Below are 26,053 nucleotides of genomic sequence, written 5' to 3' on the forward strand. Positions count from 1 at the left end.
GTGACGATTAATTGACAAATAAAGAAGACCAATGTCCAGATGTATTTTTAATCCGTCTGCATCTGAATCACACTTATTTCGAAGCTTGGCATTAACTTATCTTGCCTAAAGAGATAGGGTATTCGTAACACTGCAAAGATACATAGTTAAAAGAGATTTATTCCTTATTACCTATTTCACAACAAACTTCGTCTTACTATAGCCTTCTTTTGTTTTCTTCACTTCTAATACAGCTGGAAAGATTGTTTTTAATTCTTTAACATGGGAAATAACTCCAATCATTCTACCTGATTCTTGAAGTTCCACTAATGTGTCAATTGCTTTATGCAATGATTCTTCATCTAATGAGCCAAATCCTTCATCAATAAACATCGTATTAATGGAGATATTTCCTTGAAAGCTTTGAATGACATCTGACATTCCTAGTGCAAGACAAAGGGAAGCATTAAACTTTTCTCCACCTGATAATGTCTTCACATCACGATTTTGTCCAGTGTATGCGTCGTATACATCCAGTGCTAGCCCGCTTTGGCGTCCATGAGATTCTTGGCGGTCACTCCGCATTAACATAAATTGACCATTAGACAGATGGCGTAAACGTTCGTTTGCTGCATCAATAATTTGCTCTAAATATTCGATTTGTAAAAACCGCTCAAATGATATTTTATGATCATTTTGCCCACGAATTAAATCATGTAAATCAGAAACTATACTATATTCTTTTTCTTGCTTTTCTACTTGTTTCTGAGATGCTTGAATATTTTCTAATAGTTTCTTAGCATCTTGATAATATGCTTTGGAATCATTCCATATTTTAAATGCTTTTTCATAGTTTTCTTTTAACTCATTGACTAGGCCTTCTAATGCAGGTAAATCCTTTCTTTCCTTTCCTTGTAAATCCCTCTTTAATTCTTCCACACGCTTAGAGACAGTAATTACTTGTTCTTTATACTGTTCAATAGCCTGTTTTAATTGGAGCTGTTCTTCTTCGGCTCGCTTTGCTTTGTGATATGCATCTTCTGTTAAAAAATCACCCTTAGTCAAGGCAGCGTGAAATGCTGTTTCTGCTTGGTCAAATTTTTCTTTTACTTCTTCCACCTGTTTGTTTGCATGGTTTAAATTCGCGCTTATTTTGGTCATGTTTTCTTTTCTCGTTTGTAGCTCTCTTTGGGCCTCTTCCCATGCTTTTTCAAGTGTTAATTTCTTGTTTTGAACTTCAGCAATTTGTTTTTCTAAAGCTTCTAAGATACGGACATCTTCTGGAATAACCCGAATCCGTTCTTTATATGTAGCTAAAGCATTGGAGTAGTTCATCTGTTCCTCTTGATAGGTTTTCTTTAATTTTTCCTGTTTTTCTTCTGCTTCTTTCATCAAGTTGCTCTCTTTTTCTTCAGCCACTTTCAATTGTTTGACTTGTTTACTGATTGCTTCAAACTGCTTTAATTCATTTGTAAGTTTTATTCCTTCGTCAATCCGCAGTTGGATGTCATTTGAAATGTCCGCTATATTTACATCAAATTCAACCATTTCTTGTTTCTGTTCTTCTAAAATTTTATGATTGGATTTCCAGTCTGCAACAACATTTCGGTATGCATTTTCTTTACGTTCTAGTTCTTGTTTTGATGTTTCCACTTGCTCTTTTGATATTTCCGCTTCCGCATGGGACGCTTTTTGTGGGTGATGTGTGCTACCACAAACAGGACAAGCGTCCCCATCATGTAATTGACTTGCCAGAACACTTGCTTGATTTAAAATAAAGGCATTTTCAATTTGTTCATACGTTTCTTTTGCTTTCAAGTATGCTTGTTTTGTCGTTTTTCCTTGTTGTTCTAATGTAGTCTGTTTATCCAAATTTTCCTTATACTTCTGCATTAATTTTACTTGTACACGAAGCTCATTACGCTGTTTCTCTTTCTCTGGCCATGAACTTAATTTCTCATCCATCTGCTTGATTTTCTCTCGAAGCTCTTGAATGTTCTTCTCGTTCTTAGTCATGACTTCTTTTCCTTGGTTGACTTGTTTTTCCGTTTGTAATGCTCTTTCCTTTAAACTTTGGATATTTCTTTTTATTTGATCCAATTCCTTTACAGTCGGTAAAAACTCTTCCAAGCTATTTACTTTTCTCGTAATATTTTCTCTTTCTACCTGTTTACTTTCTTGTTCCTTATATGCCTTTTCTGCTTGTTCCAAAAAGGCTTTCCCTTGTTGCATTTCTTGTTTTGCCTTTTCTAACAGACGTAATTTCACTTGTACCTCTTGCTTTTGATTAATCATCTGTTGTTCATATGGCTTAATTTGTGTGGCATGTTCACTAAGTCGTAATTCTTTTTCTTTTGCTTGAAATACTTCTTCTTGTGCCTGTAACTGTTCCCATTTGGTTTCTTTTTCTGCTAATTCTTCAAAACGCTCATTCAATGCTTTTGCTGCATAAAACTTCTCACTTGCTTGTTTATGTTGAATTTCCAATTGCTTATAGATTGTTGCATCTTCTACCATCTGCTTTTCATAAAAGGAAATCTCTTTTTCTAAGCTAATTAACACCTGGTTCGTATTATAATTCCCCTCATTTAGTAGTTGAAAAAGCATGCTTTCTTCACGTTCTGGTAATGTCGCATATACATGTTGGATATAATGATTGAGCGTATCTTTTTGCCGTTGAAAATTTTCTTCTGCGGTTTTTTTTCGAATGCGTAGTTTTTCACCGATTTGTTTATAAGGTTCTGTTTTAAATAATCGGCGTAATATAGCTTCTTTATTCTCTGTTTCTGAGGTCAATAGTTTCCGAAATTCACCCTGTGGTAGCATGACAATTTGCTTGAATTGATCTTGAGTAAGCCCAAGCAAACTTTCTACTTTGGCATTAATTTCTGAGACAATTTGTCTGTCCACACAAGGAATTTCATCACCATCAATTATTTCGTAAAATTCATACCGCTCTCCTGTTTTCGTTTTATTTCCCTTTTTCACATGACCTAATTGCCTGAGAATGCGGTAAGTTCTTCCTTTTAATGAAAATAAAAGTTCAACTGCCGTATGAACACTGTCATCAGCAAATTGACTTCTTAGCATTGCTTGGTTTTCCCGATCTTCTCCACTTGCATTTCCATACAACGCAAAGCTAATCCCATCAAAAATCGTCGTTTTTCCTGCTCCGGTATTCCCAGAAATAGCAAATAATTGCTGTCCTTTTAAATCATTAAAATCAATCACTTCTGTATCACGATATGGACCAAAAGCGTGCATGGTCAATTTTAATGGTTTCATTTTTCACCCCTCCTAATTCTTCACATGCTCTTCTTCACGCTCTTCTTGTAATAATTCTTCTAATACATCTTGAAAAATTTCCTCTGCTTCTTCCGTTGGTTTTTCTCCTTTTATTTCTTCATAAAATGCTTGAAACAACTCTATATTACTCATTTTTGTTCGTTCTGCTTGTTTCTCTTTATCTTTCATAAATGCTCTTTGAAAATGTTTCCGCTCGACATGCATCGCATTTGGAAAAACAGAGCGCACTTTTTCCATTGGTGAAAGAATTGGGGTCTCATCTAATAATTTAACAAAAACATAATCTTCATTAACCGGATAAGTTAATAGATCTTCCATTTCAGCTTCCACTGTTCTCACATCACGTTTTGGCTCCAATGAACGCTTCTCGACAGATACATCTCCATTCCCATCCAATTCCACCATAAAAAAACCTTTCTTATGATGTTCCTCTGAAATAGAATATTTTAGCAGCGAACCAGAATAACGGATTTTCTCATTTCCCACAGCATGTGCCCGGTGTAAATGGCCCAGTGCTGTATAATGAAATGGAGTAAAATGGTTTGCTTCCACATATTCCGAACCACCAATAGAAAGTGGACGTTCCGAATCACTCGTGTTCTCCTCTTTTTCACCGTATGGGGTCACAAAAGCATGTCCTACAAACACATGACGTGCGTTTGGATCCATATTTTCTTTAATCTTTATAACAATATTTTCCATTGCTTCATTGTGGGAACGAACCTCATCTAACTGAAGTGCATTCCTCACAACACTTGGGTCTGCATATGGAATGAGATGAAAATGAACCTCCCCATGTTCATCCTCTAATACCACAGGTTCTAATTCCTTGGAAAATCTCCCTACCATATACAATCCATTATTTTCCATAATTTTACTCCCAAAATGTAGCCGACTTGGACTATCATGGTTCCCCGCAATTGACAATACCGGAATTTTTAACCCTAATACAATTTTTTCCAAAACCTCGTCTAATAGATGAACAGCCTCTGTTGGTGGTACAGCCCTGTCATATAAATCCCCAGCTATGATAACCGCATCTGGACGCTCATCATCAACCATCTGAATAAACTGTTGTAATATGTGCCGTTGATCCTCTGTCATGTACACTCCTTGCACTAATTTTCCTAAATGCCAATCACCTGTATGGAAAAACTTCATCCATCATGCTCCTCTCTTATTTAAATCATTTTATCAGTTGTGAAATTTTATATGGGAGGTATAACGAAATGGGGAATGATTAATGGGGGTTCGGCTGTTACCTATTATACCATGAAACAATGTTGATAAAGATGAAAATTTCTTTTAAATCTAGTAAAATTACTTTAGAAATAAAGTGAAACTTCAATCAGTGGGAGCGTTTTCTTCATCTCCCACTGATTGTTAGTTGAACGAATCGGGCCTTTCCTGGCTATTGTTCCCCCACTTATAATTCTTGAGTATCTCGAATTCTTGATGTGGAGATCTTACAGCCAGTTAATCTGCGATATAAAGTTTTCCCTTAACCAATTTTATTTCACTATGGAAACTTTAATATTATTTAGGTATACTTTTAATAGGAAAATAAACTAAGGGAGGGATAATGATGGCAAAAGTTATCTTTCATCATACAGATGGTAAGAATGAGGAAGTGACCATTCGAGATGGTCATACTATCTTACGAGCAGCAATACAGGGCCGGGTTTCTTTAAGGCATAAATGCGGCGGCAGGGCATCCTGTACCACTTGTCGTGTTCAAATACCTAATCAAGACGGTGTTTCTAAACCAAATCTGAAAGAAATTCAAAAGCTTGGCCAAGCTGGAATTAATGAGAATCTTCGTTTAAGCTGTCAAACAAAAGTATACAAAAGCGTTGATGCACATATTCCAGAAGACCCTTATAAAGCAAGAATTCGATCTCTATTAAAAAAACAACAAGAAAACTAGCATTGATTCATTGGTCCAGTGCGGATATATCGCCCCACTGAACCAATGGCTTCATACCGTTCTACTTTCCTTTTTCAATCCAATTCTACATCAAGCACTTCTCCACTATTTGCATCTATTCTCACTTCGTACTTTCTTCCATTTCGAGCAATAACATCTACTTCATAATAAAGTCTGCCATAATCTCTTTCTAATTCTGCTTTCACAACTTCCCCATCCAGTTGTTGCCTTGCAATTCCAATGGCATCTTCAATAACTAATTGACGTTGGTATTGCTCTGGATGTGCAATAGGTCTTTGTACAGGTTGTGTTACCTGGTGCGGTTGATTAAATTGACTCGGGTGCATCTGACCATGATGATTTGGATGCCCTTGATTGGGATGTATTGGCCCTTGATTTGGGTGCATTTGTCCTTGATTCAATTGCATTGGCCTTTGATTCGGGTGCATTGGCCCTTGATTCGGGTGCAAAAAATGTTGTTTCATACATCTTCCTCCATTTTCTTACGATTCTTTTCACGATAACATCTTATGCATTCACCTAGGTGGCGTGCATGAAAGAATAAGTATTTCAACACACCCTATCATTTCAAAATACTTGCTAATCGAAGTACACCCACTACATTCTAGCCCAACGGATCATTTATTTTCCCTAAAAACAACTGTACATCTAATTTTTCATCCATAATAATCAGATAAAACGGGCGATTGACTTCCATCACAAACGGTTTATCCGTCTTGATAGATGTCTCCACTATTCCAATGGAAGTAACAGCCGCTGCTTCTGTTCCTTTTTCATCCACATCAAGATACGTCTTTTGCTTAACCCAATCAATCATTAAAGAGTGATTATCTTTAATCATTTTGGACAAATTTGCTTCTCCTGTAAAAGCTGATACCAATCCTAATCGTTTTAAAACCTCATTTAATTTAACTTCATATTCCACTTGAAATCGTGGTAATTTCAATGTTCCTTGTTGTATGTCAAAATCCTCCTGCCACTGTTTCCATTTTTTCATTATCCACTTCTCATCCCATTCCGTAGTTTCTACCCCTTCTTTTGGTAGATATATATGCATATACATATTTTCCTTTTCTCCATAAGGTAGTTTCACAGCCTGGAACAACTTATTTTCCATATAGCTTATTTCTTCATCCAATTGCATCATTGGTACTGTTTTTTCTGTTCCATCAGCTAGATAAAACGTATCATCGGTAGTTTTTTCTTTATCAAAGGGAAGCGTCCAATTTCCCTGGAAATAAATAGCATTTATTAGAATAGCTACTAATTGAGGATTTAATGGGGTCTCAACAATCTGTGTGATTTTTTCATTCGTTGCGTTTGAAGCCCATTTATTTATTTTATCGGCTGCTTTTGGGTCCTCCGTATCAATATTTTTGGTTTCCGCATTGTAATAGGTTTCATTTTGTTTTTTAAAATCATCTTGAAACTGGAATTTATCGTTTAGCCAAAGTGAATTTGCGATATTTAGTTGAATTTCGTCTTTTTCCATATGTTCATGTAGTTTCACCATTAAAGAAGCATTTGCTTGATTTATTTCTTCTGCTTCCATGTTATTCAAATGTAAAACACTAGCAATTTCTTTCTTTGTTTCTCCCTCTGCACTATTGTATAGCATACCCATAGCCATCAATAAACTAGTTGGAGAAATAAATATATTTCCGTCTTCTTCTAAAGCAATTTCTTGCAATAAATCAAATCCTAATGCATTATTTGCTTCTGTAATTTTTTTATAATCATTATCATCATACACAGCATCTTCCCCCACCTTCAAATTGGAATTATTTGATCCACATCCACTAACCAAAAACAATAACAACCAACCTACCATTCCAGTCCATAGTATTTTTTTCATCTCAGTCCTCCTTGATTTTTCCATTCTCTTTTGTCGAAAAAAAGTTGTATATTCGTTATACTAGTACTATCACAACTAAAATTGAAACAACGGAGTGTGGACAACTTATGAAGAAACTTTTTACAGCAATGCTTGTCACATTATTAGTATTATCACCAATTGGTAGTTATGTTTTTCAAGATCAGACAACAACGGTTGACGCCAAGCGCTATAAATCTGGTAAAAAAGGATTTCAAATGAATCCAAATCGTTCCAACAATCCTTCCCAATTCCAAAAGAAACAAAATCAAAAACCAAAATCCAATCAAACAGCAAAACAAAATCGAAAAGGTGGTCTCATGAAAGGCCTTATGTTTGGTGGATTAGCTGGTCTTTTATTTGGTAGTTTGCTAGCCAATATGGGAATGCTTGGTTCTCTCTTTGGTTTACTCATTAATCTAGGAGCTCTTTATCTATTATTTGTGATCATCCGAAAGGTCGTTCACATGTTTAAAGAACAAAAGAAACGTAAGGATGCAGATCCATGGAGTCATTAATTATCCCTGAACAAGATATAATCAATGCCATTTGTTTGGATGTAGCCAAGAAAACACAAATCCCACCTGAAAATGTGGAAGTCGAACTTTTCTATGATGATGAACAAGAAGAAACCTTTACAGGAAAAGCTACCATAGATGGGCAAGCCTATTCACTCCAAACCATTCATATCATTGAGGCTCTTCGCTTATGGTTAGAAGAAATCATCCATACCAATCCAAATAGAGGTATTCAATTACAATTAGATGATGAAGAAGGAATTGTCGCCTTGATTCATTAAAAATAGTCCAAAGTAAAACAACAGCAACTAGCCGTTTTCAGTCTCGTCTAGTTGCTGTTGTTCTTTTTATAGAATACTTCTTTTTTTGTTTTCCACATCTCGATTAATTTCTTCAATTGAACGGTTTCCATTTCATACGCTGGAAGAGTTTCTAAATCACCATACAGCCCTTCCCATAAATCATCAATCACCGTTTTGTCTTCCTTGATCGTTAGTGCACAGCGATTTCCACTGAATTGTTTTTCGTCAACCTTTTTTGCTAACACATCGTGGATATCTTTTAATACAGTATAATCTAAAAGTGACGCATCTGCCATTAAAAACTCACCAACAATTTGCATCGCTGGATTTGTAAATTCAATGACAAGCACTTCTTTTGTTTGTTTCCCATTTTTTAATGTTACGGTTCTGAATTGATACATTACGAGTCCCCCTGGTACACCGGAAAAGCAGAAATAATTCTTTCCTCTTGATCGAAGTACATACGAACAATCATTCCAGCAGAAGTTAGTCCTTCATATGTATTCCCTGAAATATACTCCCGATTTTCATATGCTTCATGAATGGCATCAACAACTTCTTGGGTATCCCATTCATCCGGGAAAAAGCTTGATTTTCCATTATTGGATACTTTTTCAACATCACTGACAACCACTTCCGCTTCATAGACACCTTCATCATCTACTTCTGTTTTTGTCCCAGAAATAATCTCGCCTTTTTTCGATGGTAACCGGTCATAATGAAACCCTACTGCCTGGCCTTTTCGGTTAATTTCTCCTTCTAAAATATGTTCCAATGCCCCTTTACGAAAAATATCTATATTGTTTAAATCTGTTATCGCTGTTACTTCATCATCTGCCAATTCTTTTGAAGTATCCAAATCCTGATCCGTATTGATGAATGTTCCACAACCAGCAAGTAAAACAATACTAATCAGCAGAAAGGCAATACGTTTTATTTTTCCAATCACTATAATCCCACCTTCCATTTACTTAATATATCATACAAAATTAAATGAGAACAGCGAGGAAAGTGTATGAAAATATCAATGTATTTAGTTTTCTTATTAAACCAGCAGAAAATGCTAAATAAGCATCTATTTTAAAAAGGAATGATTCAAAATGGGATTTTAAAAAACTGAGGAATTTTATCCTGATTTGTTGAAATCATAAAACGCCACTCCAGTATCTTCTACAATCCTGGTTCGCTTCCTTTCTCGTTTTTGCATCCATAAAATGACAGCAACAAACAAACATCCTATGACATGGCTAATACGATTCGGATATAAAATCAAAATTCCTACAACAAAGAAAATCATTCGATGCAGTATGGAAAGTTTTGTCACAAAGTAACCAATCATACTGCTACTAAGTACGATAACTCCAAGTGAACTAACAAAAAAACTTCCTACAATCTCCCAAAAATTCCCCTCCATTAACAAAGCAGGATTGAACACAAACACAAACGGAATAACAAATGATGGAAATGCCAAACGCAATGCTTCTAATCCAACTTTATTAGGATTGGCCCCAGCAATTCCCGCAGCTGCAAAGGCAGCCACAGCAACTGGTGGTGTAATTGCTGATAAAACAGCGAAGTAAACAATAAACAAATGACTTGCCATCACACTAACACCTAAATGAATTAAGGTTGGTGCTGCTAACATGGCGGTTAACACATATGTCGCCGCAACAGGCATTCCCATTCCTAAAATAATCGATATCCCCATAATTAAAAATAAAGTGGGCACAAAATGACCAGCAGTAAGCCCAAGCACCATACTATTTAATTTTCCACCTAGACCTGTTGTCATAATACCTGCAATGATTATCCCAGCAACAGCACATGCCGTACTTATTGGAATAGCTGATTGTATTCCAATTTCAACTGCCGAACGAAACATCCGAAATGTCTTTCGAAAACCATAACGTAGCAAATAGATTAAAACAATCGCTATAATTCCATATAATCCTGCTTTAGAAGGACTAGCTCCTTTCATTAATAAGAAAACAAGTATGATAACTGGAATCAGATGGTACCAACCTTTTTTCATTACATCTAAAAATTTCGGAATTTCCTTTTTATCCATGCGTGGTAAATCCAAGCGCAGTGCCTCAAAATGAACGACAGCGAGTAATGATATATAAAAGAGAATGGCTGGTAACAGTGCTGCGACAATAATCATAGAATAAGAAATACTTGTTACAGCCGCCATTAAAAAAGCAGCAGACCCCATAATTGGTGGTAATAAACTACCACCTGTAGAAGCAATTGCCTCAATCGCAGCAGCAAATCGGGAAGAATAGCCAAGTTTTTTAGACATTGGTATTGTAAATGAACCTGTTGTGACGACATTTGCAGTTGGGCTACCAGAAATCATCCCAGAAAAAGCACTCGCAAGAACGGCTATCTTCGCTGCTCCACCTTTTGAACGACCAGCAATGGAAACAGATATATGGTAGAAAAAATCACTTGTTCCAGAGGCCTGTAAAAACGCACCAAATAAAACAAATACAAATACAAATGTTGCCGCCACAGAAATAGGTGAACCCCAGAGTCCATTATAACTAAACGCAAATTGCTCTAATAAATCTGTCCAAGACATCCCATGATGATACCAAATACCAGTAAATATATCTCCATACAAAGCATACATGCAAAATCCGATTGCCAAAAATACTATCACATTCCCAATGGTTCGACGCGCTGCTTCTAAACTTAATAATACAAAAATAAGTCCAAATATAATATCCAAGTTAGTTAAAGGATCTACCCCAACAATTCTTGTCGCAAATCGCTGTGCATGAATCGTATAGTAAATCCCACTACTCGCAGCTAACAAGATAAACAATCCATCCATCAGCGAAATCCATTTATTGGTCGAAACATGATTAAGGAAAAAAGTTAACACTAGAATAAATGAAAGATGGACAGCCATTTGTTGCATGGGATCTATCGTAGAAAAAGCAACAGACCAAATTTGATACATAACCATCACTAGACTAATGCTTAAAAATACAACTTCTCGCCAACCTGTTAAGGTATGTCGGTGACCAGAAACTCGAAAAACACGAAACACCTGTTTTAAACGTTGCATGCCTTATCCTCCTCTCACATCCGCTCATTTTTATAAAGTGAAACCCTATTCAGTGGTAGGTTTTACAGCCTTTTAATCTACGATAAATTTCTAACCAAAACATTCCACTTTAGCTAGTCCTTTTGATCAGTAAGCAGTCCTTTTTCTTTATAAAATTTCTCTGCCCCTGGATGAAGTGGAACCCTACCAACTTCAACAATAGTCTCATCTGTTACTTCTTTAAATCCTCGATGTACATCATATAAATAATCCAATTGATTATAAATTGCTTTTGTTACTTCATAAATAGTTTCTTCAGACTGATTTGTATTTGTAATTAGAATGGTTGGACTAGTGACTGTCTCATATGCATCCTGTTGAAACTCATAGCTGTTTTCTGGTATTGTGTAAGGTTTCACACCAAATTCATCCACTAAATAATTAATTGCTGTTTCTCCTAGTGAAATAAATTTCAAATCTATATTTGCAGAAGCTTCCATAATATCTCCTGCTGGGATTGGAGCCATTTTTCCAAGGCCATCCACCCGATTATCACGCATTAGTTCAAATGTCTTACCTCCAGATAGAAAATGAATCTGCCCACCATTTGCTGCCATATCTTCATATGTCATATCATACGATTGAAAAATAGAAGCAGAAACAATATCACCCAATGCATTTTTTTCTCCTGCTGAATAGCGAAGTGGTAATGTTTCATTCACAATTTCTTCTACAGAATCAAATTTTATATCTTTTGGTGCAACAAATTGAAAAACATTGATAGGCATAATCGCTGCCACGGCGCGAATATTTTCATGTTTTTCAGTAAAAGGCTTTTTCCCTTCATAAGCAAACATCGTTGTTAACGATTCTGCTATCGCAAAATCCGTCTCATTTCGATCAACTAATACAGGATTTCCCGCTACCGTACCAGGAACGGCACTAATCATTGTTCCCGGATGTTCCCTGCGAACCGCCTCTGACACACCTTCTGTAAATAATGACCACACGCCACCAACACTTCCACCGTGGACGGTTAAATTACCGGGTAAACTCTCACCATCCTCTGTTTTCGTTTCTGATTCCTCACAACCAAAAAGTCCAATGCTAAGAATAAATAATAATAGAGCCATGCCCGTGATTTTCTTCTGCATATCGATTCCCCCATCATTTTGTCTATTTTATTACTAAAGCTATCCCGTTAAAACACACTTCACTTTCCTCAAATACGTAGGTGAACACAAAGGTGTTATCACCAGATGTGCGCCTCTCAACATTTTCTTTATTAATTTAGGGTATACCTTCCGCATGCTCATTCATTCACAATATAAATACGATAGGGCAACCTATTCAATCAATCAGTGCCCCATCATTTCGAATCCAGAATTATATTTCCACTTGTAAACTGATATCAAGGGCAGTAACAGAGTGAGTTAGATATCCTAGTGAAATCATATCTACTCCTGTATTTCTATACTGAGATAATTTATCTAGTGTAATTCCACCAGATGCCTCTGTCACAACCGTCTTCGGTACCAGCGTGGAAAATTCCTTTACCTCTTCTGGTGTGCGATTATCAAACATAATCACGTCTGCTCCAGCTTTTATCGCCTCTATAACTTGTTCCTTTGTTTCTGTTTCTACCTCCACTTTCACCATATGTCCCGTCTTTTCACGAACCGCTTGAACAGCTTTTGTGATCGAACCAGAAAATGAAATATGATTATCCTTAATCATAACTGCATCATATAATCCATAGCGATGATTTTTCCCACCACCAACGGTTACAGCATACTTTTCAAACATACTTAATCCTGGTGTCGTCTTTCTGGTATCACAAATTTTTGTATGTGGATCATTCAAAGCCTCCACACTTTTTTTCGTCATCGTAGCAATCCCACTCATCCGTTGTAGTAAATTCAGTATGACACGTTCCCCAGAAAGCACTGTAGCTACAGTTCCAGAAACTTCTGCTAAAACATCGCCCTTCTGAACAACATCACCGTCTTTCATAAAAAATTGAACATTAATTTGCTGGTCAAGAACGCGATATGCCTCTTCAATAATCGTTAATCCCGCAACAACCCCGCTAGCTTTCGCAACGAATTTCCCCTTACCGACCTGCTTTTTTGGAAAAATGGACTCACTTGTTAAATCCCTTTCCCCAATATCTTCCATAAAAAATCCCTGTAATTTGCTCCGTAACATGAGTTGATTCATTTTTAGCTCCCCTTCTCTAGCAATAAAAGATATGAATCATTATTAGCATCTAAAAAAATCGCGTATCCTTGTGTTTAATTTATAATATTACTATGTGAAACATTGAACATGTTAGATAAAAGAAGATAAAAAACTGATTCATAACTCTAAGTCATTTTATATTCTAGTACTCAATTGTCTTGTCATCTATCTTTACATATTTTTAACATAAAAACAAGACTTTTATAAAGAGGATTTCGTTCGAAGCTTGGTGTAACTTATCTTGGGCTAAAGAGATGGGAGTATTTGTACAACACGAAGAAAAAAAGGCGACCATCTTAATGTATCCTAAAAATACATATAAACAGATTTTCTTGTGAAGAAAGAAGTCTTTGTCATGGTGCAAACAACTTACAAAATCCCCATCTTCAACAGCAAAGTGAACTTTCATTTATTTGTAATTAATATGTTTCCTCTTAAAGATTTGATGAATTTACAAATCTTTATTCTTTCCTCTAAAAATCTCTTTAGCATTTTGATATACTAAAGCATATAATCAATGTATATTACATATAGGGATTCATTATATATTGATTTGAATAGTTTTAAGGAGCGATTATTTTGGTAAGAGTTGTAGGAACAGTTTCTAGAGGGCTTCGTTGCCCAATCATTCATCAAGGCGATAACATTGTAGATATTGTTGTAGATAGTGTCATCAAAGCTTCTGAAGTAGAAGGTTTTTCATTAAATGATAAGGATATCGTTTCAATTACAGAATCCATCGTTGCTCGTGCACAAGGGAATTATGCAACAGTCGATCACATTGCTACCGATGTTCAAGAGAAATTTCAAGACGATACCATTGGGGTCATATTTCCCATTTTAAGTCGAAATCGTTTCGGTGTTTGTCTTCGCGGGATTGCAAAAGGTGCTAAAAAGATTGTACTAATGCTTAGCTACCCTGCAGATGAAGTTGGTAATCATCTCATTGATTTAGACACATTAGATGAAAAAGGTGTCAATCCGTGGACAGATACTTTAACTGAAAAACAGTTTCGTGATCTTTTCGGCTATAATAAACATGCTTTTACAGGTGTTGATTATATTAATTACTATAAATCCCTTGTGGAAGAATATGGTGTGGAATGTGAAATAATCTTCTCGAATAATCCCAAAACAATTCTAGATTATACAAAAAGTGTGCTAACTTGTGATATCCACTCAAGATCTAGAACAAAACGAATATTACGAGAAAATGGTGGAGAAAAAATTTACAGTCTTGACAAGATTTTAGCTACATCTATTGATGGTAGTGGCTATAACGAAGACTTCGGACTATTAGGATCAAATAAAGCGACAGAAGATAGTGTGAAGCTTTTTCCACGTGAGTGTCAGCCAGTTGTAGAAGCCATCCAGAAAAAATTGAAGGAAAAAACTGGGAAATTAATTGAAGTTATGGTTTATGGGGATGGTGCATTTAAAGATCCTGCAGGGAAAATTTGGGAATTAGCTGATCCGGTCGTTTCACCAGCATACACATCAGGACTTCAAGGGACACCAAATGAGGTGAAATTAAAATATCTTGCTGATAACACCTTCAGTGAATTGGAAGGTGAAGAATTAAAAGAGGCTATTTCCGAATTCATTCACAATAAGGGCGAAGATTTAGTTGGTGCCATTGAATCACAAGGAACAACACCACGACAACTAACCGACTTGATTGGCTCTCTTTCCGATTTAACTTCCGGTAGTGGTGATAAAGGAACACCAATTGTATATATACAAGGCTATTTTGATAATTTTACCGATGAAAAATAACGATTGAGCAATAAAAAGGTACTAAAAAATACCGATTACAAGGTGTTTTTTGGTATCTTTTTTAACTACTCATTGAACTTTTTTCGTAATTATCTGTATAAAACAGAGTCTCCTCACCGATTATCTTTCATCACTTTAAATCCACTTATAATAGCTATTCCAATAAGAAACCCAAGTGGCACACCCCAATTCATCTCACCTTTAAACAAATAAACAATAACAGATCCAAATGTAGCACCTGCTAATATAGCACCCATCCTGACCCAAAAACTTGTTCTTCGTTTATTCCTTTGCATGCTATTCACCTCTTTGGTTCACCCTACATTATTCTTACTTCTCAATCAACTCCTTTTTTCAAAAAAAGACCTCTTTCCGTTCTATTTTCAGAAAAAGGTCTTTCAAAAAATGAAAGAATCAATCATCCATCCTTCCAACAATCACCTACGCATCGACCGAATAACATGTCCATTTTTAATCATATATGTCACACCATACTCTGGTAATACCAATCTCGCATGGTCTGGAACTAATCTTTCTGGATGAAAACTATGCATTGGAATAAATGTATCCGGATTAATTTTTTCTAAAACATATTTCAAATGTTGTGCCAAGGCATGCCCACCACTTCCAACATAAATCCGTTTAAGGCCAAGATATTTTAACAATCTTAATTAATGCTGATAAGATGGATCGTAATTGCCTAATGGCGGAGCATTGGAATGCAAATATACTCCATCTTTCACTTGTAAATCTAATAGTTCCAAAACATTTTCATAAGAGTTTTGTAAAAAATATTTCCTTGGATGCTGATTTATTATCGTCGCATCAATCGTATTGTATTTTTGTAAGAGTTCTTCTTTCCATTTTGACATCTTATTATTCATCGATTCCTCTTTCGTCTCACTAGACAAATAAATGCTAAAATCTGTAGCATCTATCAACTTATCCGCAATATATGCTGTTTCTGGTTCTAAAACAATCGTGCGGTCCATTTCTCCATTTAATGCCAAAATGCTTTCCAATCGTTCGACATTCCGATGATACATATTAAAAATCCCAATTCCCTCAAATTCCTCCAATATATCCCGCATCTTCATCGGAACATCTGCTTCTGTTTTCATTCTATCAGGAATACATGGATCAGGTACAAGAGGCCTTCTCTTCTGTTCCAAATCACTTAATGTTGTCCCTTCCATCATAAAAATATCAACACCACGTTCTTTCACAGGCTGAATTGCAGCCTCTACTCTTTCCGGATGGTTTCCATGCATACGAAAATCTCCCATGTAAAATAAATTTCCATCTGGTGTTTCAATATGAAATCCACAGGCACCAGGAATATCATGATCCACCTGAATCGGAGTCACAATAAAACTTCCTACCTGAAAAGATTCCTCATATGTACACGCTTGTAAATTCGGCTGATAGCCACGAACTCCCTCCCCAATCACTTCCAATGCCTGATACAGACGGAACGAATCCTCCGTTAAAAAAATGGGAATCTGTGGTGAGAGCATCCCCATGGAACCAATATGATCTAAATGTAAATGGGAAACAAGAACAGCTGTCTTTTTCCCATCTTCTTGAACCGATTGTAAATCTTGGAGTTGTTCCACATCTTCCTCCTCATAAATGCCATCAATTGCTGGGGCCACCTCCAATGATACATAGTCATGGACAAATCGAGAGGTGCGAGTTTTCACCTTTTCACCTAATATTTCAGAGTTCGGATGAGGTATGAAACCAAAATCAAAAATCAACCGGGAATCTTGATATTCAAGGGATACGATATTTCCACCAATCGTTCGTAAACCACCCCACCATCTCATCGTTGTTTGTTCTTTATTATTTTTCATTTATTCATAACCCCTTTCAAAATAAAAAAATGGGAACTCGCCTTTTTAAAGTCCCCATTTAACCTTCTTTTTATTTATTTTTCCCCATGGCATATTTACCCCAGCCAAATTCCCAATGCCATTAATAATCCAAATGCCCAATGATGTCTAGCGGCCCATGCCATCGATTGAATGATTTCTTCTTTACTTGCATCTTTTCGAAAACATTTCCGTAATTTAAATGCTAGAAAAGCTGCAAACAAGGCGAATATCGTGGTAATTGGTAGTACTCCAATTCCAATCAACACAATAACCAATATATAAATAGAAAATAAAATTCCAGTCAATAAACGCACAGCAGCATCATAACCAATTCTCATCGCAACAGTATTTCTAAATCCGACATCCTTTTTAATATCACGTATATTATTTGTTAAAATCATGGTGGAAATGAGCAATGCAAAGGTAAAGGCAACTACCATAATTTGTAAATTTAATGTATGACCTTGCGTAACAAACCCTAGAATGGTTGTCACAAATCCTAGAAAAATAGCCGCAATGACTTCTCCTAATCCTAGAGCAGAAAACGAATATTTTCCTGCAGAATAAAAGAATCCACTAATCATTCCAATAGAACCAATCACTGCCATCCACCAACTTGTCTCCGCTGATATCCATACCCCTAAAATCATTGCAAATATAATAGCACTTCCTGCGATATATGGTAATTGCTGATGTTTAATTGCATAAGTTGGTGCTTCTTCTCTATAATTTGTCCATCTTTCCCCATCTTGGCCGTGTTTAAAGTCAAAATAATCATTGAACAGATTAGCAGAAATTTGTACGAATAATGACGCAATCAATACAATAAACAACATGTCCCAACGAACTTCCCCATTTAAAGCTGCAAAACCCGCTCCAACCAAAATTGGACTGATTGTTCCGCTAAATGTTAGTGGTCGAATCAGTTGAAAAAAGGACATCCGGCAATAATAGGTATCTTCTTCCGTGAAATCATGTTCACAAGTTTCCATCTTGCCCCTCCTCCTTCAATATTTATTTGCACAATCTGCTTATATGAGTCCTAAAATAAAACCATCAGCACTACTAAAATCACAAATCCAATCACTTCAATAGATTCCATTATCGTTAAACCGATCAACCCACGAATCAATGGCTTTTTATTACCATTTTCAGCTTCTTTCCAAATAAAATCATCTTTAAAAACACGCATCATTCCTCGATATCCAACAAAAACTCCCCATAATAATGCAAAAACACCTATAATAAGTGCAGTTAACCATATATTTCCATACCTCGTATGAAAAAGAACATCAAATGATCGAATCGGGCCAAAAATGGTCCCCAATAAAATACCCGTATAAATAACAAATGAACCAATCAATGTAAATAAAAGATGTGTCCAGTCCATTAATTTTATAAGAAACTTTCGTTGATTCCCTAGTGACATACTACTTAAGGTAGCTGGAAACACTCCCCAGCCAATAAACATAATGCCTCCTACCCAACTAATCCCCAATAAAATATGGATCACGAGTAGAATATCCCGCATGTTTTTCACCCTTTCCCATACCGTACTTCCAGTGTATCGCGTTAGAAAAAGTGAACCGTGATATATGTCATATAAGACATAGAATTTGTGTATATAATGTGAACAAAAATGAATGACTTTGCAAGAAAGAAAAAACAATAACAGAACGAATGTTTATAATAACTCGCTTACAGCTCCTTTTCATGATATAAATCTATCTCCATACAATTTTATTAGGAAATACTATTTTAAATCTCGTGATACATGTCACGTTTTATTTCGGTGCAATATGTTCATGTAAAAAGAATTAACTATTCAAATTTACACCATATCTTATGGTGACCTTCCACCACAATCACACCACATCACTAAAATTTATTCATCCAAGGTTTAAGTCCTTACCTAGCCACCACATCTTATTTTCGGTTTGCCCAGAAATGTACTATAATAAAGAAAATAGACATACTTTGGAGTGGATATTTTGACGAAGAAACGTAGAGGAATTAAAAGGCATGAGACATTGAAGCCATTGTCACGACATCATATGGTTGCTTTACATACAGCACTAAAATTAAAGCGAGCTGGAAAAGAAGAAAGTAGATTAACAATCGAGGAAATTCTAGCAGATGTGAAAAACTTTTGGGTTCCAGAAGGTCAGGAGCATTTTCGTGAAGAGGAAGAGATTTTACTCCCAGCATTTGCCGAATTTGCCGAAATTGACAGACCTGAAATAACGGAAATGCTCTTAGAACATGTCAAAATTAGATCACTTATTCATTCCGTTTTATCGGATACAGAGGCCCCTCTCCCAACAATGCATGAATTAGGAAAGCTTTTAGAGACACATGTACGAAAGGAAGAGCGGGTCATTTTCCCAATGATTGAGAAAGCTTTACCTGAAGAAAGACTAAAAAAGTTAGAGCCATATTTTCATTAATTACAATAAAAAACTGTTAAATGATCAAATTGCCATTTAACAGTTTTTTTGTATCGGAAGCAGCTTATCTAGTAAACTATTCTTCTATATCATCCGCTTCTTTTGTATCTTCTGTTTCTCCCATATTTTCCAGATCTTCCGGTAGTATTACTTCTTCAAACACTTCACCTGATGCTTCATCTTCTATATTAAGTTGTATCTTAATTTTTTCTGGATTTTCCCCATCAAATACGTGATAAAATGTGCTTGTTAAACCAATGCCAAATATAGCAAAACCATCAAAGCTATTTTCATACGCTTCCTTATCAACTACTAACGTAATATCCGAAAAATCTTTATTATATGTAATATCCTTTATCGATGTAAAAGCATCGTCTTTTTTTATTTCATCTAATGATTCTGCCACATCTTCTTTCATTTCTTCCATCATTTTCTTGTGGTCCTTTTTTGACATTTTAAATGTCACGGAACCATCGTCATTCTTCTTCACTTCTTTTGCTCCATCTTCTTTTGCTCTTTCGACAACATCATCCATATTGTCTTCTTCAAAAAGCATTTCTGGTAGCGTAATTTCAACATTTAATAACCCTTTATCAACTTCAATTCCTTCTTCTTTTTGTTCTGTCTTTTCTACTGAATCATCATCTTTTTTCTCTTTAGACACTTCTTCATCAGATGAACAAGCTGTTACAGTAAATAAGAACAGAATCATTATTCCAATGATCATTTTCTTCAACATAAAATTCCCCTCCCAAAAAAATCATATGAAAACAATAGCACATTCAATATAGCAAATATTTAATTCGAATCCTAGTGCATTTTTAATAGATACACATATATTTGTACACCCTATTGTTTATACATAAAAAAACTTGACTTATAAAGTGAAACTTCAATCAGTGGGAGTTTTCTTCATCTCCCACTGATTGTTAGTTGAACGAATCGGGCCTTTACTGGCTGTTGATTCTCCATTTATAATTCTTAAGTATCTCGAATTATTGATGTGGAGATCTTAAAGCTAGATAAATTTGTGTCAAGCTCACTATAACCACGAAAAATATAAACCTAACGCCTTCTAATCAAACAAATACTTATCTCTTCCCGCTCCCATTCCAGCCAATAAAACAAGTACAGAAATAATAATAAGGGTAATGAGTGGTGCGGTCCAAGAATGGGTCATATCTTTTAAATATCCAATTAGGACTGGCCCAATTGCAGCTAGTAAATATCCAATAGATTGTGCCATCCCGGATAACTCAGCAGCTTGTGGAGCAGTCTTTGCCCGTAGTCCTATTAAAGTTAATGCTAATGGAAATGTTCCTCCTAATGTAATACCAAGTAACACAATACTAGTAACTAGTATCAATGTCGATGTTCCGAATAATAGACCACTAAATCCTAAGATGGAAGATATAAATAAAGCAACAACAATCTTACGTTGCGATTTCATTCGACCAGCCAACACAGGGACAATAAAACTTGCTGGTAAACCTAGAAATTGTAATAGTGATAACATCCATCCAGCTGTCGCCATACTTAATCCATTATTTGTATGTAGTATCTCTGGTAACCAAGAAATCGTGACATAAAATAAAAAAGACTGTAATCCCATATACATGGCTACTTGCCATGCAAGGGATGAGCGCCACATTTTCCGACTGGATGAAACATACTCAATTTCAACATTTTTTTCGGCCTGGTTTTTTCTCGATAAATAAAACCAAATAAAGACACTGATAATAGCAGGAATAGCCCAAACTGCCAAAGCGAACTGCCATCCCAAATCTAATCCACTAGCTAATGGAACACTTAAGCCAGACGCAGTCGCTGCAAATAACCCCATAGATGTAGAATAAACACTTGTCATGATTCCAACTTTTGATGGATATTTTTCTTTAATGATTCCTGGTAAAAGAACATTACAAATCGCAATTCCGACACCAACCAATGCTGTTCCAATAAATAACAGGATGACATTGGAAAATGACCTAGCCCCTATACCAATAATTAGAATAAAAAGCCCCCATAATAATGCCCGTTCATTTGTAAACCTGCGCGCTATTTTCGGTACAAGTGGTGAAACCCCCGCAAACGCAAGTAAAGGAAGGGTAGTTATTAACCCGACACTCCAGTTTGCTAAACCCAAATCACTCCGAATCATTCCGATTACCGGACCAACAGAAGTAATTGCTGGTCGCAAATTAAAGGCAGCAAACAAAATACCAACTAATAATATAACGCGATATGCTCGTTTTGTTTGATTCTTCATTTCTACTTCATCTAACCTCAATCACAACTCCCCTACCTTTCTACTATTAGAATAACATAAAAATTCTGTAAACAGTAACCTCAAGACGGAATCATAAATAATGAGGTCACAAAATGGAAGTAATTGCTTCATAAATGATATAAATATATAATTAAATTAGGATCACAGCATGAGCCTAGGAGGTCTATTTATGTTTATTGTGGCAGTACTATTAATTCTCCTTATATTAATAAACGCTTTTTTTGCTGCATCTGAAATAGCCTTTATTTCATTAAATGATACAAAGGTAAAGCGAATGGCTGAAGAAGGCGATCATAAGTCCAAAAAAATTTTTTATCTTATTTCGGAGCCCGGTCGTTTTCTAAGTACGATTCAAATAGGTATTACCCTTGTCGGTTTTTTTGCCAGTGCCTTTGCAGCGGATGTATTTGCTAGACCACTTGCTACAGCATTGTTTCAAATTGGAATTCCTCTTCCAATTGATATCCTTCGTACAATATCCGTCATTGTAATTACGCTAATTTTATCATATTTTACATTAGTTTTTGGCGAACTAGTGCCTAAACAACTTGCCATGCATAAAACTAAAGAAATCGCTCATTTTGCTGTCACACCACTTACTTGGTTGTTTAAACTCTTTTACCCTCTTGTAAAGTTATTAAATTTCTCAACCAACCAAATCGTAAAATTATTAGGAATAGATCCAAAAGCAAAGCCAGAAGAAATCACCGAAGAAGAAATTCGCATGATGATAGAGATAGGCAGTGAAAAAGGTACGATTGAAAAAGATGAAAAAATAATGATTACAAATGTTTTTGAATTTAATGACAAAACCGTTGCAGATATTATTACGCATCGTACGAATTTAGCCACTTTATCTATTGATGCTACTTTTCAAGAAGCCGTTCAACTAGCAACCTTAAAAAAATTTAGCCGGTTTCCAGTTTATGATGAAACAATCGATAATATTGTAGGAATATTACATGCAAAAGATTTACTTCATTTATTTACGAATCAAAATGAAAAAGCTTTTCATCTAAAAGATATCATTCGAGAACCATATTTTATCATGGAAACACAGCGAGTGGATACATTATTTAAAGAAATGCAAAGAAACAATGTTCATATTGCAATTGTCTTGGATGAATACGGAGGAACAAAAGGAATCATTACGGTGGAGGATGTAATAGAAGAAATTGTTGGAGAAATAGATAGTGAAAGTAATTGTATAAAATTAGCAGATAAAGAAATTAAAAAAATCGCACCAAATCAATATTCATTTGAAGGAACAGTCCATCTTCTTGACGTTGAAAATACTTTAAAGATCAAACTACCTACCAAACAATTTAATACGTTAAATAGTTTCCTTATTCATCAACTTGGCTATATTCCTTCGAATAAAAAACAACAAATTATTAAGTTTAAAAATATTGACTTTGATATCATAGAAATTGGCGAAAATCGAATCGAAAAGGTAGTTGCAACGATTAAACCCGACTAAAATTTCATTCTCTACCCGATTTTGAATGGATAGAGAATGAATCCGATCTTCATTAAAATACGTCTTTTCATCCAAAAATAGCAGCTTTTAAATACTGAACCTTTTTCTTACTCCTCCAGCACCTTCTTATTATATTCTTCTGACATTCCTTTTGGGATACTTAAATTGACCCAGTCCTTGCCTTTAATTAATTTTCCAATGAATACGATTTGTCCAACATGAGAAGCATAATGGGCAAGTTGTCTTTCAATAGCTTCAATGACTGTAAGTGTTTTCCCACGAACAAATACTTTCCGCAGTAAATCTTCTTCTGTTAATCTATGAAGCGTTTTAAATAGTATCTGCCAACCTTCCTCCCATATAGTAAGCAGTTCTTCTTTGGATGATACATCATCGATAAATTCCTGGTCTCGATTCCGATCTGGTTTTTCCCCATCACTCGTTAAAAAGTCTGTCCATCTTGACATCATATTTCCACTTAAATGCTTTACTAATATAGCAACACTATTTGTTTCCGAATTACCTTTCCAATGAATTTCATCTTCTGAGATTTGTTCCATTGTTTTTTCACCAAGATCTTTTAAGCTATAGAATCTCTCACGAATCACTTTTAAGTATGTCTCACCAATATTCAATATGTCTCCTCCTTGAATGTTTTAATGGAAATCCACTCTATTTTCCTTTTTCATCTATACGGATATATTACAATAAAAGTTCTTTTTTACCTACATTTTCAGACTTATTCAAAATAAAATTCAAAATAAATGAGCCAAATCCTACTAAATTTTTTTAAAAAAACTATTCCTTTTTCCCCCATTTCTAAGTATAATTATTTCGTTAAAATTAAAGTGAATAAAATCCGTCATAAATTGGCTATAAAATATAAGATTTCATACCATAATAAAGTGAAACTTCAATCAGTGGGAGTTTTCTTCTTCAACTGATTGTTGGTTAAACGAATTGGGCCTTTACTGGCTGTTGATCCCCACTTATAATTCTTCATTTTTCCAAATTCATGAAGTGGGGGTCTTACAACCAGTTAATACGCGATAAAATAAGGGGGCAACATATGGAAAATACTACAATTATTGAATTTCATCATGTAAAAAAGAAATACGATGATGACATTGTTTTAGATGACGTAACTTTTGAAATGGAACGTGGGAAATTCTACACATTACTTGGTCCATCTGGATGTGGTAAAACGACCATCTTACGATTGATTGCCGGCTTTACAGAAGCAACATCGGGAGAGATTTTTTTAGATGGAAAAAAAGTGAATACAATACCTGCTAATAAAAGAAAAGTAAACACCGTATTTCAAGATTATGCGCTCTTTCCACATCTAAATGTGTTCGAAAATATTGCATTTGGCTTGCGAATGAAAAAGATGAAGCAAGCTCAAATCGAGGTAAAGGTGAAAGAAGCACTTCAATTTGTCAATCTGGCTGGTTATGAAAATAGAGAAATCGAACAGATGTCAGGTGGACAACGGCAGCGTGTGGCCATTGCCCGGGCAATTGTGAATGAGCCAGATGTGATTTTATTGGATGAGCCACTTTCTGCATTAGATTTAAAACTCCGTACACAAATGCAGTATGAGCTTCGAGAATTACAGAAACGTCTCGGTATCACCTTTGTTTTTGTCACACATGATCAAGAAGAAGCACTCGCTATGTCAGATGAAATTTTCGTTATAAATGAAGGTAAGATTCAACAAAGTGGGACCCCAATCGATATCTATGATGAGCCGATTAATCGTTTTGTAGCAGACTTTATTGGGGAGTCTAATATTGTTCAAGGAAAAATGATACAAGATTTTCTAGTTTCCTTTGTTGGACAAACATTCAACTGTGTGGATCAAGGAATGAAGCCAAATGAAGCAGTTGAAATTGTTATTCGACCTGAAGATTTAGAAATCACTCCCACAGAAAAAGGTAAATTAAAAGTTGAAATTCAATCAGTGTTATTTCGTGGAGTACATTATGAAATAAATGCGATAGATGATGCAGGTAATAATTGGCTTATCCATACGACGAAAAAGGTAATAATTGGTGAAAAAATTGGCCTTTCCTTTACAGCTGAATCGATTCATGTGATGCGCCATGATGAAACAGAAGAAGAATTTGACAAACGACTTGGGGCATATATGGAAGGTGAATCTAATGCATAATAAGCATATCCGACGTATTTATATGATTCCGTATGCCCTTTGGATTACCTTATTTGTTATCACACCAATTATTCTTGTCGGATACTATTCTTTTTTTGATATCGAAGGGAATCTATCCATTGTGAATTACCAGAAATTTTTCACACCGGTTTATTTAAAAATGACATTAAGTTCGTTTTGGTATGCATTTTTAATTACCTTGATTTCATTAATCATTGCGTATCCGACGGCATTCTTTTTAACGAAAACAAAACATAAACAACTTTGGCTCTTACTAATTATCGTTCCTTCCTGGGTTAATTTATTATTAAAAGCATATGCCTTTATCGGTATCTTTGGTAAATATGGCCCAACAAACTATTTCTTAGAATGGATAGGAATTGGAACAAAACAAATTTTATTTACTGATTTTAGTTTTATATTTGTAGCTGTTTATATTTTTATTCCGTTTATGATTTTACCCATTTTTAATGCATTGAATGAACTCTCACCTTCTTTCATCGATGCTGCTAATGATTTAGGTGCATCCAGATGGGCGACATTTAGGCGTGTTATTTTTCCATTGACATTAGATGGTGTAAAAACAGGATGTCAAATTGTTTTTATTCCGGCACTTTCATTATTCATGTTAACCCGCTTAATTGCTGGGAACCGTGTGATTACATTGGGAACGGCGATTGAACAGCATTTCCTTGTAACACAGGACTGGGGCATGGGAGCGACGATTGCCGTCTTTTTAATGCTTATCATGTTTATATTTATGATTCTAACAGGAAAGGATGTATAAA

At 35.5% G+C, this 26,053-nt stretch carries 25 protein-coding genes; 8 read left to right on the plus strand and 17 right to left on the minus strand.

Annotated elements, in window-relative coordinates; all coding sequences use genetic code 11:
• Positions 1 to 171: 171 nt before the first annotated feature.
• Positions 172 to 3,264, minus strand: a complete 3,093-nt coding sequence (locus FHP05_RS08695) for an AAA family ATPase (protein WP_147667150.1) — start codon at positions 3,262 to 3,264, stop codon at positions 172 to 174.
• 12 nt (positions 3,265 to 3,276) lie between these two features.
• Positions 3,277 to 4,446: an exonuclease SbcCD subunit D gene (locus FHP05_RS08700; RefSeq protein ID WP_147667151.1), complete on the minus strand. Its 1,170-nt coding sequence runs from the start codon at positions 4,444 to 4,446 to the stop codon at positions 3,277 to 3,279.
• A 424-nt stretch (positions 4,447 to 4,870) separates the two neighbouring features.
• Here FHP05_RS08700 and FHP05_RS08710 point away from each other — a divergent pair, with 424 nt between their 5' ends.
• The gene (locus tag FHP05_RS08710; protein ID WP_191126300.1) at positions 4,871 to 5,212 is read left to right on the plus strand and encodes a 2Fe-2S iron-sulfur cluster-binding protein; all 342 of its coding nucleotides are present in this window, start codon (positions 4,871 to 4,873) and stop codon (positions 5,210 to 5,212) included.
• 74 nt (positions 5,213 to 5,286) lie between these two features.
• Here the strand turns inward: FHP05_RS08710 and FHP05_RS08715 are convergent, their stop codons facing one another.
• Entirely contained in the window at positions 5,287 to 5,697 is a 411-nt protein-coding gene (locus tag FHP05_RS08715) for a PepSY domain-containing protein (protein ID WP_210766931.1), read from the minus strand.
• A gap of 140 nt (positions 5,698 to 5,837) precedes the next feature.
• The gene (locus FHP05_RS08720) at positions 5,838 to 7,088 is read right to left on the minus strand and encodes a serpin family protein (protein WP_191126301.1); all 1,251 of its coding nucleotides are present in this window, start codon (positions 7,086 to 7,088) and stop codon (positions 5,838 to 5,840) included.
• A gap of 107 nt (positions 7,089 to 7,195) precedes the next feature.
• Here FHP05_RS08720 and FHP05_RS08725 point away from each other — a divergent pair, with 107 nt between their 5' ends.
• Complete coding sequence (locus FHP05_RS08725; RefSeq protein WP_147667157.1) at positions 7,196 to 7,624, plus strand: hypothetical protein; 429 nt, start codon at positions 7,196 to 7,198, stop codon at positions 7,622 to 7,624.
• On the plus strand, positions 7,612 to 7,905 hold the full coding sequence (locus FHP05_RS08730; protein WP_147667159.1) for a DUF2653 family protein: 294 nt from the start codon (positions 7,612 to 7,614) through the stop codon (positions 7,903 to 7,905). Before FHP05_RS08725 ends, FHP05_RS08730 begins: the two co-directional genes overlap by 13 nt.
• Positions 7,906 to 7,952: 47 nt before the next feature.
• Here FHP05_RS08730 and FHP05_RS08735 read toward each other — a convergent pair whose 3' ends face one another.
• The 5 genes from FHP05_RS08735 to nadC form a co-directional block, all read right to left on the minus strand.
• Positions 7,953 to 8,327, minus strand: coding sequence for a hypothetical protein (locus tag FHP05_RS08735; protein WP_147667161.1), 375 nt, complete (start codon positions 8,325 to 8,327; stop codon positions 7,953 to 7,955).
• Positions 8,327 to 8,875 (minus strand): EndoU domain-containing protein, encoded by a 549-nt coding sequence (locus tag FHP05_RS08740; RefSeq protein ID WP_191126302.1) that lies wholly within the window; start codon positions 8,873 to 8,875, stop codon positions 8,327 to 8,329. The genes FHP05_RS08735 and FHP05_RS08740 overlap by 1 nt, the downstream gene beginning before the upstream one ends.
• A gap of 177 nt (positions 8,876 to 9,052) precedes the next feature.
• Entirely contained in the window at positions 9,053 to 11,002 is a 1,950-nt protein-coding gene (locus FHP05_RS08745; RefSeq protein ID WP_147667165.1) for a TRAP transporter permease, read from the minus strand.
• A gap of 113 nt (positions 11,003 to 11,115) precedes the next feature.
• Positions 11,116 to 12,135 carry a TAXI family TRAP transporter solute-binding subunit gene (locus tag FHP05_RS08750; protein ID WP_147667167.1) on the minus strand — a complete coding sequence of 340 codons (1,020 nt, stop codon included), beginning with the start codon at positions 12,133 to 12,135 and terminating at the stop codon, positions 11,116 to 11,118.
• Positions 12,136 to 12,367: 232 nt separating this feature from the next.
• Entirely contained in the window at positions 12,368 to 13,201 is an 834-nt protein-coding gene (gene nadC / locus FHP05_RS08755; RefSeq protein ID WP_147667169.1) for a carboxylating nicotinate-nucleotide diphosphorylase, read from the minus strand.
• A 600-nt stretch (positions 13,202 to 13,801) separates the two neighbouring features.
• Between nadC and FHP05_RS08760 the strand changes: the two genes are divergently transcribed.
• Positions 13,802 to 14,998, plus strand: coding sequence for a coenzyme F420-0:L-glutamate ligase (locus tag FHP05_RS08760; RefSeq protein WP_147667171.1), 1,197 nt, complete (start codon positions 13,802 to 13,804; stop codon positions 14,996 to 14,998).
• Between the two features lie 113 nt (positions 14,999 to 15,111).
• On the opposite strand, the gene FHP05_RS08765 is transcribed toward FHP05_RS08760, so the two are convergent.
• The 5 genes from FHP05_RS08765 to FHP05_RS08780 form a co-directional block, all read right to left on the minus strand.
• Positions 15,112 to 15,294 carry a hypothetical protein gene (locus tag FHP05_RS08765; protein ID WP_147667173.1) on the minus strand — a complete coding sequence of 61 codons (183 nt, stop codon included), beginning with the start codon at positions 15,292 to 15,294 and terminating at the stop codon, positions 15,112 to 15,114.
• A 141-nt stretch (positions 15,295 to 15,435) separates the two neighbouring features.
• A complete protein-coding gene (locus tag FHP05_RS15355) occupies positions 15,436 to 15,609 on the minus strand; it encodes a hypothetical protein (RefSeq protein ID WP_191126303.1) in 174 nt (57 codons plus the stop codon).
• Between the two features lie 60 nt (positions 15,610 to 15,669).
• Positions 15,670 to 16,854: an MBL fold metallo-hydrolase gene (locus tag FHP05_RS08770; RefSeq protein ID WP_147667175.1), complete on the minus strand. Its 1,185-nt coding sequence runs from the start codon at positions 16,852 to 16,854 to the stop codon at positions 15,670 to 15,672.
• A 95-nt stretch (positions 16,855 to 16,949) separates the two neighbouring features.
• Entirely contained in the window at positions 16,950 to 17,867 is a 918-nt protein-coding gene (locus FHP05_RS08775; RefSeq protein ID WP_147667177.1) for a prenyltransferase, read from the minus strand.
• Between the two features lie 50 nt (positions 17,868 to 17,917).
• A complete protein-coding gene (locus tag FHP05_RS08780; RefSeq protein WP_147667179.1) occupies positions 17,918 to 18,406 on the minus strand; it encodes a hypothetical protein in 489 nt (162 codons plus the stop codon).
• Positions 18,407 to 18,866: 460 nt separating this feature from the next.
• On the opposite strand from FHP05_RS08780, the gene FHP05_RS08785 reads away from it, so the two are divergent.
• Entirely contained in the window at positions 18,867 to 19,322 is a 456-nt protein-coding gene (locus tag FHP05_RS08785) for a hemerythrin domain-containing protein (protein ID WP_230973970.1), read from the plus strand.
• A 76-nt stretch (positions 19,323 to 19,398) separates the two neighbouring features.
• On the opposite strand, the gene FHP05_RS08790 is transcribed toward FHP05_RS08785, so the two are convergent.
• The gene (locus tag FHP05_RS08790; protein ID WP_147667181.1) at positions 19,399 to 20,061 is read right to left on the minus strand and encodes a hypothetical protein; all 663 of its coding nucleotides are present in this window, start codon (positions 20,059 to 20,061) and stop codon (positions 19,399 to 19,401) included.
• Positions 20,062 to 20,397: 336 nt separating this feature from the next.
• A complete protein-coding gene (locus FHP05_RS08795) occupies positions 20,398 to 21,591 on the minus strand; it encodes a CynX/NimT family MFS transporter (protein WP_147667436.1) in 1,194 nt (397 codons plus the stop codon).
• Positions 21,592 to 21,781: 190 nt separating this feature from the next.
• On the opposite strand from FHP05_RS08795, the gene FHP05_RS08800 reads away from it, so the two are divergent.
• Positions 21,782 to 23,092: a hemolysin family protein gene (locus FHP05_RS08800; protein ID WP_147667183.1), complete on the plus strand. Its 1,311-nt coding sequence runs from the start codon at positions 21,782 to 21,784 to the stop codon at positions 23,090 to 23,092.
• Positions 23,093 to 23,199: 107 nt separating this feature from the next.
• Here the strand turns inward: FHP05_RS08800 and FHP05_RS08805 are convergent, their stop codons facing one another.
• Positions 23,200 to 23,727 (minus strand): DUF1572 family protein, encoded by a 528-nt coding sequence (locus FHP05_RS08805; RefSeq protein ID WP_147667185.1) that lies wholly within the window; start codon positions 23,725 to 23,727, stop codon positions 23,200 to 23,202.
• 434 nt (positions 23,728 to 24,161) lie between these two features.
• On the opposite strand from FHP05_RS08805, the gene FHP05_RS08810 reads away from it, so the two are divergent.
• Positions 24,162 to 25,265, plus strand: a complete 1,104-nt coding sequence (locus FHP05_RS08810) for an ABC transporter ATP-binding protein (RefSeq protein WP_147667187.1) — start codon at positions 24,162 to 24,164, stop codon at positions 25,263 to 25,265.
• Entirely contained in the window at positions 25,258 to 26,052 is a 795-nt protein-coding gene (locus FHP05_RS08815; RefSeq protein ID WP_147667189.1) for an ABC transporter permease, read from the plus strand. The genes FHP05_RS08810 and FHP05_RS08815 overlap by 8 nt, the downstream gene beginning before the upstream one ends.
• Position 26,053: the final 1 nt, after the last annotated feature.

It is taken from the genome of Cerasibacillus terrae (genome assembly GCF_008039555.1).
Taxonomy (GTDB): domain Bacteria; phylum Bacillota; class Bacilli; order Bacillales; family Amphibacillaceae; genus Cerasibacillus; species Cerasibacillus terrae.